The sequence below is a fragment of the Neobacillus cucumis genome, from assembly GCF_023715505.1.
In genome coordinates, this window is the sequence record NZ_JAMBOH010000013.1 from 90,273 (window position 1) to 102,789 (window position 12,517).

The window sequence follows — 12,517 nt, forward strand, 5'->3', positions numbered from 1 at the left end:
AAATCGGCAAAGGCTTTTTTATGATTATGAAATTCGTGAACGCAAATAAGCATTAATGAATTGATCTAAATCTCCGTCCATAACACCCTGCACATTTCCACTTTCCGTATTCGTCCGATGGTCTTTTACCATGGAATAAGGATGGAAGACATAGGAACGGATTTGGCTTCCCCAGCCAATTTCCTTCTGTTCGCCGCGGATTTCCAAAAGTTCTTGCTCCTGACGCTCAATTTCCAGCTGATACAGCTTCGCTTTTAACATTTTCATCGCTGACTCACGGTTTTTAATCTGTGAACGTTCCGATTGGCAGGTCACGACAACTCCCGTTGGAAGATGGGTAATCCGGACCGCCGAATCTGTTGTGTTGATATGCTGTCCACCTGCACCCGTTGCACGATACGTATCAATTTTTAAGTCCTCCGTACGGACTTCAACCTGAATTTCTTCATTAAATTCAGGCATCACTTCGCAGGAAACAAATGAGGTATGACGCCGCCCTGAAGCGTCAAATGGCGAAATCCGGACAAGCCGGTGAACCCCTTTTTCTGCTTTCAAATAGCCATAAGCATTATGGCCTTTAATGGACAATGTGACACTCTTGATTCCTGCTTCATCACCAGGAAGATAGTCAAGTGTTTCCACTTTAAAGCCCTTCTTCTCCGCCCAGCGGGTATACATCCGCAGCAGCATCGAGCCCCAGTCCTGTGATTCCGTCCCGCCGGCACCAGGATGCAGCTCAAGAATGGCATTATTTTTATCATATTCCTCACTTAAAAGGAGCTGAAGTTCAAACTGGCTTAAACGGCTTGTTAATTGTTCCAGCTCTTCTTCGAGCTCTGCCCTTAATTCCTCATCATTTTCTTCCTTGACAAGTTCGTAGGTTAGTTCAAGATTCTCATAGGAGTCATTTAACTCCATGAACTCGTTCACTTGATCTTTTAAAGCATTGGACTCGCTGATAACGGCTTGTGCCTTTTCCTGATTGTTCCAAAAGTCAGGATGGAGCATTTCATCATCTAGTTCAGCAATTCTGGCTTCTTTATTTTCAAGGTCAAAGAGACCCCCTAAAGTCCGCTAATGTCTTAGCTGTTTTCTCAAGTTCATTCCGAATTTCTGCTAATTCCATTTTCTTCACCTCTATAAACATTAATCATTTACGTTTCTTTAATTAGTCAGTCCCTATCCATTATAGCGTGTTAACCTAAATAAATTCAAAATTTGGCCATTCGTCCCCATTTATTTTTCATAAATCACTCCATTAAAAATCATAAAAATCCATTAAATATCCTTAGTATTTATATATTTCATTGTGTCAAAGATGGTACTATTAAATAGGAATAATCCGGATTTTAACCAGAACTTATACATACATAAATAACTACAGTACGGGAGCCAATTTATTGAGAAGGAGCAAAGGCAAATGGAGAAAATAAATCGTAATGAACCTTGTCCTTGCGGGAGTGGTAAAAAGTATAAAAAGTGCTGCGGAGCGAATGACGCCATTTCGATCACTGAGGTGCTTGTTAATGAAATAGAGGAGTTGCAAAAACAGTTCCTCCATTTTTCTTACTACCACTTTGGTCATGAAATAACTGAGGATTTTGAACTGCTTGAAGAGATGCTAGACATCGAAACAGACCAAGAACGGGAATTCTATGAAATGATTCATGCCGTATGGTTTTCCTTGTTTGAAGGGTTGGAGGACGGGGAAACCATTATTGAAAAATTCATTCATGCCGAAGCTGGTAAAATGAAACGTCCTAAATTAAGACATATTTTACAAACATGGACAGATGCAAGAACCATCGCAGGAAAAGTTTTGTCTATCGGCAATAACACACTAACAATCGAAGACGGTTTCACCTCGGAACAACTTGAGGCCATTAATTTAACAGACTCCATTCAAGTAAAAGAAGGCTCGTTTTTTACGGGGATTCTGCTCCCATTTGAACATCAGTATGTATTTTTCCCAGCACCATTAGAACTGGAGGGACTCAAACCAGAGCTTGCTATTTCCTACATCGAGGAATCCAGTTTTGAGGAAGAGTACGACACACCTCAAGAGTATATGACAAATCTTTTTATGTTGGTGCTAAGCGAGCTGCCAATGGTTGGAAGTTTAGTGGAAGTCGACCAAATGGATTGGCCCGCTCCTATTTACAAGGAAGTAGCAGATCTTTTTAAGGACAAGCTGCAAATGCAGCTGCCGCCACAAGTCTTAGATACAGGCTTGATTCTTTGGCATCATTTTTGTCAAAAGAAACAAAAGCGAATCCAAAATCCAAATATATATGTAGCCGCTCTTCATTATTTATTGGCAACGGTTGCTCCAATAGAATACTTTACAAAAAAGGATCTGGCAAAACAATATGGGGTTTCAGCCGGAAGTATTTCGTCTGTTGTATCTGATTTAGAATTTGAATTAGCAGAAGAAATGACCGAGTTAATCGGGATCCTCCATGGGGAAGATGATGAGATCGAGACACCTCTCGTTAAAATAGCACCTGTGATAGAATTCCCAGTTAATAAGGCGGCTCGAGATGCGAAGAAAACGGATAGCACCTCTACTGTTAAGACACTTCCAAGTGCTGCAGATAAGCACACGAAGAAAACCACCGTGCGGAAAGTATCAAGGCGTGATGAGGAACATGCACGCAACTTGATTTATGACGCCTTCCAAACTGATGGTAAGCAGCGGTATAAATTGGCAGAAAAAGCGTTAAAGCTCAATCCGAATTGTGTGGACGCCTACGTAATTCTTGCCGAAAAAACTAAGAGCTTAGAGGAAGCGATATTATTATATGAAAAAGGAATCCAAGCCGGCGAGCGTGAGCTAGGAAAGAACTTTTTCAAGGAGAATAAGGGTTATTTTTGGGGATTGCTCGAAACAAGACCATTCATGCGGGCAAAACTTCATTATGCCGAGGCCCTTTCGGTTCTGGGTAAAATAGCAGAGGCAGCCCGGCAATACGAAGAATTGCTTGAATTAAATCCAATGGACAACCAGGGTGTACGCTATTCGTTGTTTGTTGCTTATATGGATTTAGAAGACTTCGACAAGGCCCATGCGCTCCTTACACAATTTTATGAAACAAGTGCCCATGAATTATACAATAAGCTATTGCTAGAGGTCACTAAGCACGGGTTTACAGCTAAGGCAGAGATGCTCTTGAAAGGTGCTAAAAAGGAAAACAAGTATGTGATTCCTTATTTAACCGGTAAAAAACGATTGCCTGCCTACCCTCCTGATTTTTATGGTGTTGGGGATGAAAATGAAGCGATTGTTTATGCGGATATGCATTTGCATTTGTGGAGGAAGGTTGATGGGTTGGAGAAGTGGTTGAAGGGGAAATAGATTAGTTCGAAAAAACCTTCGAAGATTCATTTGGAATACTAGGAGGCTTTTCCCTACAGCAACCTACATTTACGTTTCATCAAATATTCAGGCATTTTTATTCATACCTGGAGTTATTATATATAGAAAAATCGAGAGGTCGGAAACCTCTCGATTTTTCTATGGAGTAATTATGGGTGAATGCACAGCTTCGGTAAATGACTTGCTTTGACTATGACACTCTGAGCAAACCTGTGTACCACTCTTTGCATGGCCCGCCTTTACTGAATCGCTTGTAGCAATCAGTGATTGTCCATTTTCATCAAAAATAGCTTTTCCTGTTACACCGAAAATAATTGTTTTACCGTTGTGGCAAGTTAAACAATACTCTCTTTTCTTTTGATCCGTCCAATCATCGATTTTAGTTAAAGAAAATACCTGCTGATTTTCATGGCCCAGTTTTTCCTTTAATAAAAGTATATTTGTAGAAGCGTGCGTATCATGGCATTCTGAGCATGGGAGCGAACCATTTAGTTTACTCCCGTCCAACGCGGTCAATTTATGCTGGGAATTACTATTAGTATAGTAGGTAAAAATATCTTTCGTGCCATCTTTAGATTGTTTTTCACTATTATGGCAAGTAAAACACAAGTTATAATCATCCACTTGTAAAACTTTATTTGTAACCCCATTTTTCACTTCTTCAGTTTCTGATATATTTCCAATCGCCGTAGTCTCTTGGCGGTAATGGAGGACATTATAACCACCACTGTTCTCCGCTAATGACTTATAGGAATATGTAAATCTACCATGACAAGCTTCACACATCTGAACATTGCTGTCGATTTTACCTACTGGTTTCCCTTCCAAAGTATCTCCTGTTTTATGATCATATACATAATGATCATTTAATAAATTAGGGTTGTCTTCACTCCAGGTTAGATGTGGATTATGACAGGCTGTACAGGACCCAGACTTCGGGTCGTGGTCGATAATCTTTTGTGTTTCGTGCTTGGATTTATTTCCTGAATCAAAATTCACCATTTTAGGTCCAGTTGTTCCATCATGGCAAGCCATACAGTAACCTTGGGCAATATCTTTATCTTCCAAACTACTATTTGCACCCTCGTGAGTATTATGGCAAATTGCACAGTTATTGACATTATTGTTGTACGCCCCGTGCGGCAGCTGTTGTAAATTAGTCATTTCTTGAACCGTGTATCCATTTATCGCGAAGTTTTTGGCTGCGCTGCTTACAGTCGTAAATTGCTTGGTAATGGAAAAGAACGGGTTATCCAAATTATCTACTAGCTTTCTCGTACTATCACTATAATCAAGACTAATTAAGCTCGGGTTAAACCTTAAATAATAGGTTTCACCCGGATTAAGCGCCCCTTGATTAGTAAGTGTTATTTTGTTAGAAGGCGGTGTAAAGTTGACATCAAATGGAACTTCTTTTTGATTCTTATCATAGATGATAAAAGGATTATTATTGTTATCTATAGCATTTGATAATGTATCACTAAGTTCAATTATAATCGTTTGATTTAACGAGACTCTGGTAATGACGTCTTTTTCTAAGATATTTACACTTGCAGTTACATCCTCTTCTTTATAGGGTTCAGGGCTTTCATAAACCTTCTGACGGTATTTAAAAACATTCATAGTAATTGATTGGATGTAGGGACGTTGAACAAAGATTTCCGAGATGTTATTTGATGCGTCGATTGCTTCTATTTTGTAATGATTGAGTTTTGCAGTAATGGCTGTTTTAAAAGACCAGTCCTCGGAGTTTGGAACTAATGGTTCTTTATGACCATCGGGATAGATTACGTTCATTGTTAATGGGTCAGTTGTTGGCTGATTGTCCGAAACCGTTCCTGTAACCGTAATTCCATCGCTTTTTATGGTTATACTTTTTACAAATATCAAAGGCTTAACGGTATCCGCCACTGCTGTAGTTGCTTGAATTAGTTCAGGTCCATTAGGAGAGGCTGGCACTGTTTCTTCAACTGTAACAGGCGCAGTAGTTACTGTATTATCAACTGGAGAAGAGTTAGCTGCTGGTATCTGTTCTTCCGCAGATGTTTTTAAAGGAATAATGGTGGTTAGGAAAAAAATTATAAATACAATTAATATTGTATTTTTCTTACTAAGTTTGAATGGAGTCATGGTCGGTCTTCCTTTTTTTGCTTTGACATAAAAGCTATTTGAGGCTTCTAGATGTAGAAATATCTTTTAAGGTAAGTGGTTTTTCTAAGTTTTTATCTATAACCTACATTATTATTATACTTTTATTAAAAAACTAATTGGGTAACAGAACTGTGAAGATAATTCGACAAAATTGTGAACCTAATAATTGACAGTATTGTGAACTTATGGTTCAATTTAAATAAATAACAGCCCACAGAAGTGAGCTGTCATTTCGTTACTTAAATATTCCATTCAGGGCTATCAAATAGTGGGGCTATTTGGTAGCTTTTTTTAATAGTCAGTAATACCGTTACGATCTGTATCTACACCAGGTGTTGGGTTGTATTGGTAAGAGTCGGTATTTCTTGTACCACCAGAGTGGGAAGAAGTATGACATCCCCAACATACAGCCATGTTAGTGTAACGTTTTAATGCAGAGTCTGGGTTTTTGTCGATTAGATAATCTTTAACTAAAGCTTCACGTTGAGAGTTATCAGCACCAGTTGTTGCATTGTATGGTTTTGAAGTGAAGTAGTTTGATCCACCATTTAGTCCTTTTAAGATATCATTGTAAGTTAAACCACAGGCATCGCGCATGATTGTTACGTCCGTACCGTGTGCATAGTGACAGCGTACGCAAGTGTAGCTATCAGAATTTGTAGTATGGCGATAAGCATGATCAAATGTACCAGTTTTTTGACCAGAAGAAGCAAGGTAATCAGTGTGACAAGAAGCACACCATGTAGATATTGCTACACCATTACCTGAAATGTATTTTGCATTTTGGCTATTCCATAATGCAGATACATCAGTAGTAATTGTGTTTTTAGAAGCATCGTCAACAGTTTTTGCGAATTTGACTACATAACCACGAGCAATATTACCAGTTGTAACACTATTAACAGCAGCTTTTAATTCGCTGACCTTAGTATATTTAGTTGAGTCATCTCTTACCCCTAAGAATCCTTTGCCTAAAATTTCACCGTTTTTCAAGCTATCAGTATGGACTATATCGATAAGCTTACCATCAAAATTCCCGTCTTCATTATAAGTAGTGGTATTGGTTGGGTCGGTATTTTGGAATACTGAACCATCATAGAATGCAGTCCAATAGTGTTTAGTATGAGACGAGTCAAAATCATATTCATGTAAAAATGGATCTTGAACACTTACATATTTTCCTTCTCCAGTATCTTTTCCATCATGATCTAGAGTTGGAACCCATTTCATTAATTGTAGTACTACATCACCGGATTGCAATCCAGCTTCGTTATAATAGTTAACAGGGCCATCAACCCATTTTTTTGTAACAGGATCTTTTACTAAATTTTTGTTAGTAGGTTGTACAGTGTCTCCAATATTAAAACGGAAAACGATATAGTTTTCAGTATGACTAGTACCTGTAGCATCTGAATATGTTACATTTGCACCCGTACCAGTGTATTTAGTAGTCAAGTTGGCTATATCATCCTTGTCAATTACAGGAACACCTTCTAGTTTTTTACCACCATCTTCAATAAGGGTGTTACCCATTCCGTTTGGATCTTCATGCAATAAACGGTCAGAATAAGAACCGTGTGGTGCGTGACAGTTTGCACAAGTGAATTCTTCTGTCCATTCTCCGCCTACTCCAGCAATTTCTTTATTATTTCCACCAGGAGCTGCACTTAATTTAACAGATCCATTAGCTAAGTGGGCAGACATGTTACCATCATGAGTTCCGCCAAAAGTACCAGCAGAGTTAGAACCAGCTCCCATTACGTTATAAAAGCCTAATGTACCATCATGGCATGCAGTACAAGTTGCATATTCACCGTCTTTAAACAATAAACCTTCAGATGCACCAGTATGTGTTTGGTGGCAGCTGGCACAAGAGTTAGTATTGTTCATGTACTCGCCGTGTGTACGTTGTGTTCCGTGTGAACCATCTGTTCCTTTAACTATATCATCAGATTTAATAACATCACCAAAAGTAGTTCCATCATTAGTCCCTACTTTAGAACCAGTTTGGTTGGCGTTACTTTTGTTAACAGTATTATAGTTATTATCTCTACCTTCATCAGTTGTTTGGACTCCTGCCTTAACACCACCAGTGTCACTTGGTTGTGTGCCAGTACTGCCAGCAGCAGAAGCCACAATGCTAAACATTGCTAATAACATTAATGTTAGCAGGAACGAAAAGCTTAATTTAATCTTACTCATTCCAAAAAACCTCCCATGTAACTCTCTCTTTTTGTGTTTCTCTCTCTTTTTTGATCTAGCCTATGAAAAAACATTCAACCTTATTTTCAGCACCACCTCCTTAATATAAAGATAGTTTAATAGTATAACGCCACACGTTGATTTAACGTATCGGTAATATATACCCGGTCATTATCATCAACATATAAACCATTTGGAAGGTAGAACTGTTCGTTTTGGTCTCCCATTGACCCAAACGTAAAGACTTGCTCGCCTTTTTCATTAAAACCATAAATCGTATGAGATAAATTGTTTACCACATAGAGGACACCTCTTGAATCAACACCAATTCCACGTGGATTAACAAACACAGAAGATCCTTTTCCGTCTTTTGATCCATTAATAGTTCGTAGATATTTTCCTTTTTTATCATAAGCTAAAACTCTTTGATTTCCGGAATCACACACAAACAGTTCATCTGTTTTCTTATCTAAAGCAATTGCATTCGGAGCTTTAAATGTATCGTCTTTCGTTACAGCAGTACTAATTTCTTGAAGCTTTTCACCGGATAGTTTATAAACAAATACCTTGTTTTGTTGTACATCTGTTACATATAATTTTTCATCAAAGATTCTAATTCCAGCAGGAGACTTTATTAGTTTTTCTTTATCATCAAAGTATTTAATAAATTTACCTTTTGAATCAAATATAGAGATTTTTCCGTTATATAAATCTGCCACATAGACTTCGCCTTTTTTATCACCAGCAATCCCATATGGAAATTTAAACTCACCTTTTCCTTCTCCTTCTTTACCAAACATGAAGACTCGGGTTCCTGAAGTATCAAAAACTTGAACCCTCTTATTATTGGTATCGGAAACATAGATAAATTCTCCAATTTTGGCTACATCCATTGGTTTATCTAATGCATTATTAAAGTCACCGTAAATAAGCTGGCTAAAGGTTGGAGGTGAATTGGGATCAATCACATTCGATGCCTTTTTTACAGTTGATTCCATATTCAAGAAATAGATGGCAGTAAACGCTGCAATTACTAGAATCACAATCCCGCCCATCCACATGTATACGGTTTTCTTTTTCATTGGTCTTCACCCCTTGTTAGCTATTTTTTTCCGATTCTTTTGAGACCTTCTAAGGCTGGTTTGTACATTGGGTCGTAATTTAATGCGTCTTTGTAGATTTCTTCAGCATTCTTTTTATCACCTTGGTCTTCAGCTACACGACCAATTTCAAAGAGAATGTCAGTATTTCCTGGCATTAGTTTATTAGCTTCATTTAATGCCTCAATCGAATCGCTGTACATCTTTAGCTTCCGATATGACATACCTTTTAAAAGAAATCCTTTATAGTCTTTAGGTGATATTTCCGTTGCCTTTTGGGCCATTTTCACAGAGTCATTTAGTCGATTTTCTTTGTTATAAACAAGCCCAAGGTTGAAATAGGCATCGAAATAATTTTTATCTAAATCTATCGCCATCTTGTATTGTTTAATGGCTTCGTCGTTATCACCATTTAAAAAATAGGCATAACCCAGTGATACATAAGATTTGGGGTCATTAGGCTTCTGATCAACAGAATCTTTTGCACTTTCTAACTGCTGTTTAAGCTGATCCTTATCATAACCCGACCATAAGTACTTACTGCTTACATAGTAGCCAGCACCTACTGAAATAACTAATGTCAGAGTTAAAAGGAGAAGTGTTTGCCACCATTTAAATTTTTCATTTTTCAACTTCTTTTTCTTCTTTTCAGGTTCTTGTTTTGTACGTGTCTCTTGTTCTTGACTGAGTGGTTGTTCTTGAGCTTCCATACGAACCCTCCTAATCTAGCAATATTCCTATCTATTATTTATGGCAGGCGGTACATTTATTTTTGACGTGACAGGTATAACAATACTCCGTGACACTCTGTTTTTCAGCGAGCGGGACAGGATGTCTTTGTTTATCAAACCCTTTGTGCATCGCAGGGTGACAGGATGAGCAAGCAACCATAGAGGTGCTTATACCACCTGCTTGTTGGTAACTATGACACGCCAAACATTCCTGTTTATCTTTTGATGCTTGATTGCCATGCTCCTTCATCCAACTACTACTGTGACTTTCAGGACGTTTGCTATGGCAATCTTTACAGAATGTGTTTTCCTTTGCATAGTCGTATTGGCCCTTTGTATTCTGAGTTGTAACTTGACCCTTATTTAGATACTTTGTTACTGTAGGTATATCCTCATATCCCTCAAGCGGAACAGATGACATATCCTTATGGCATTGATTACACTTTTGTAAATTAGCAGCGGCTTGTTTGCCGTGTATCTTCGTTGCAAAATCTTCCTTTTTATGACTTTTTGGAACCATTCCCGTTTTATGGCAAGCGCTGCATTCTGTTGTTACTTTACGGGCCTTATGACATTCAATACAGGTATCCATATCTGGCCTGATGAATTTAATATCAGCCATTGCTGCTGTTCCGACTTGGCTATCCCATTTGTCAAGGTCTGTTGAGTAAGTCATTTTTCGATCAGCCACTTTTCCGTGGGCGACTCCACTATGACATTGGACACATTCGACACCTTTATTTTCATGTTTGTCATGGGGAATAATGATATCCCCCGAAGGTGTTACGTCCCTAGTTAGCACGTCATGACAAGATTCACATGCACTATTTGGTATCTCATTAGGCATTCGTATTGGTGCAGCTGAAGTGCCTGTTGATTGCTTTTTCAATTGCGCCACTAATTCTTGGGTCTTATCTTTCGCTAAATCCGTATACACTCCGTCAGTATGACAACTAGTACATTCAACCTCACTATGTGTGGAAGCTTTCCACGTATAATACTCCGGTTTCATCTCGTGGCAGGATGAGCATACCTTTGAGCTAGAGGTTGTTTCTAGTCCGAAAAATCCGGCAAAGGATAATAGGACTAGAAACAACAGTGTTAAAGTGGCAATTTTAATCAATTTATACCGAAGTTTTGGAGGGGTCGGCAGCTCTTGCTTGTGCTCCTCTTCCATAAAAGCGACCCTCCTTTGTGGTTTAATTAGTTATTTACTGCAGACTTAAAGCCGGTTCTATGACAATATTGGCAATAGACATCTGTAGCTGCTTTTGGAGTCGTTGAACCTGCGGCAGGTTTTTGATTATCATGGCAAACGAAGCATTCAGATTTTTGCTCTGCTGTTAATGCCTTTTTAGCGTGTCCTGTTAACCATTGATTGCTTTCACCGTGTCCGGATGGGCGGTCTGAATGGCAGGCGCTGCAGAACTTATTAATCCGTGCTTGCTCTTTAACCACATTTAGGTTTGGCACGTATTTTGTTTTTATCTCTTTCATTTTAAGGAGTGAAATAATATCTTCTTTCGGGATTTCTCTTACCCACTTAGAATCTTGGTGGCAGTTCACACACTTATCTACATGTTGAATCGCTGTCTTTCCATGGTTTCCATTCCAACCTTCCACTTTGTGACTCTTTGGTACCTTAATCTTTTTATGACAAGTTTCGCAGGCCATGGACAGCTTAACGTCTTTTTGCTGCTTACCAATTGCTTGAAGGATGATGTCTTGTGTTTTTTGATCGTGCGCCGCTAATGCAGCTGCATCTGTTTCATTATTGGCTGTTTCTGTTTTTACCGTATCAGTGGCATCTGTTGCAGTTGTTGCTTCACCTGATGATGTATTTTTGTTTTCCTCAAGTTTCTTCTCTACCTCTTCAGGGTTTTGTGGTACGTTGTATGAATCTTCCTTCCAAGGTTTCACCCCGTTATTTACTTGGTCATGACAATTAATACAGGTACCCATGTTAGGTCTCAAGTATTTTTCTTCCATTAACTTTTCGGCACTTGCCTGTGTCCAATCACCGCGAACATCTTCTGTATTGATTCCTCGAGAGGCCATTTTCGCGTGAACGACACCAGAGTGACAGGTAATACAAGGGATGCCCTCCTCAATATGGCCTTTGTGATTAACCTTTAAGTCTCCTGAGGCGGTAACCAGACGGTTTTTAGAGTGACATTGTAAACAGTTCTGACTTGAAACTGCTTCTTCTTCAGTTTGAACAATTTGTGTTGGTACTCCTGTTACGTGATAGTAAACTTCTTTCAACGACTTCATTTTGTGTGTCAGCATATTAACCGTACCGGGTTTAATGTGACATTGAACACAGGAAATCTGGTTGTGGGCACTAGCTGTATAAGATGTATATTCAGGCTGCATTTCATGACAGCTGGAACAGAATGACGGTGAATTGGTAAAGGAAAGCACCCCATATCCTCCGCCAAAAATAACTATACAACCAACTAGTGAAACAAATAATAACTTCCATCTATTAACTGGGTTCTTCCAATCAATGGTTCTGAACTTTTGCCAGAGTTTACGTATTAGGCCCGTCCTTTTTCTTTTTTCTCTAGATTCGGGATCTGTTTCTCTATTTTTCTTTTTCCCCCAAATGGCCACTTAACTCACCCTTCCCATTTCGGACTTTTTATCTATTTATTTTCCATATTAACCTCTCTAAAGGTAGTATCTAACATTGCAAGAGTATATTCCAATGTACAATTTGTGAATATTTTTTCATACTTCCCTAGGTTGAGTTTACACCTAAAAACAACATAAAAATGTTGTTATCTAAAGGTTTCATTAATACTACGATTGTGATGTTAAATGATAAATCTATGTATTTTTATAAATATATAGTTGTTTTTATGCAATTTTTATTCACCATTAGGTATAATTACCTTTCCTTTCAGCTAAATGCCATCAGTCTGTCATAATTGACAGAAAATCGAATCCTTGGC

General features: G+C 38.5%; 8 protein-coding genes. 1 reads left to right on the forward strand and 7 read right to left on the reverse strand.

What is annotated here, in order from left to right:
• Window positions 1–24 precede the first annotated feature (24 nt).
• A protein-coding gene (prfB, locus tag M3226_RS18550; protein ID WP_251567904.1) for a peptide chain release factor 2 occupies window positions 25–1,126 on the reverse strand; the annotation gives its coding sequence in 2 pieces (ribosomal slippage) (window positions 25–1,053 and window positions 1,055–1,126; 1,101 coding nt in all).
• A 294-nt stretch (window positions 1,127–1,420) separates the two neighbouring features.
• Here prfB and M3226_RS18555 point away from each other — a divergent pair.
• A complete protein-coding gene (locus tag M3226_RS18555; RefSeq protein ID WP_251567906.1) occupies window positions 1,421–3,355 on the forward strand; it encodes an SEC-C metal-binding domain-containing protein in 1,935 nt (644 codons plus the stop codon).
• 159 nt (window positions 3,356–3,514) lie between these two features.
• Here M3226_RS18555 and M3226_RS18560 read toward each other — a convergent pair whose 3' ends face one another.
• From M3226_RS18560 to M3226_RS18585, 6 genes are all read right to left on the reverse strand, one after another.
• Window positions 3,515–5,506: a cytochrome c3 family protein gene (locus M3226_RS18560; RefSeq protein WP_251567908.1), complete on the reverse strand. Its 1,992-nt coding sequence runs from the start codon at window positions 5,504–5,506 to the stop codon at window positions 3,515–3,517.
• A 312-nt stretch (window positions 5,507–5,818) separates the two neighbouring features.
• Entirely contained in the window at window positions 5,819–7,729 is a 1,911-nt protein-coding gene (locus M3226_RS18565; RefSeq protein ID WP_251567910.1) for a cytochrome c3 family protein, read from the reverse strand.
• 116 nt (window positions 7,730–7,845) lie between these two features.
• Entirely contained in the window at window positions 7,846–8,811 is a 966-nt protein-coding gene (locus tag M3226_RS18570; RefSeq protein WP_251567913.1) for a 6-bladed beta-propeller, read from the reverse strand.
• Between the two features lie 20 nt (window positions 8,812–8,831).
• Window positions 8,832–9,539 (reverse strand): tetratricopeptide repeat protein, encoded by a 708-nt coding sequence (locus M3226_RS18575; protein ID WP_251567916.1) that lies wholly within the window; start codon window positions 9,537–9,539, stop codon window positions 8,832–8,834.
• A 34-nt stretch (window positions 9,540–9,573) separates the two neighbouring features.
• A complete protein-coding gene (locus tag M3226_RS18580; protein WP_251567918.1) occupies window positions 9,574–10,737 on the reverse strand; it encodes a NapC/NirT family cytochrome c in 1,164 nt (387 codons plus the stop codon).
• 26 nt (window positions 10,738–10,763) lie between these two features.
• Window positions 10,764–12,176 carry a cytochrome c3 family protein gene (locus M3226_RS18585; protein WP_251567921.1) on the reverse strand — a complete coding sequence of 471 codons (1,413 nt, stop codon included), beginning with the start codon at window positions 12,174–12,176 and terminating at the stop codon, window positions 10,764–10,766.
• Window positions 12,177–12,517: the final 341 nt, after the last annotated feature.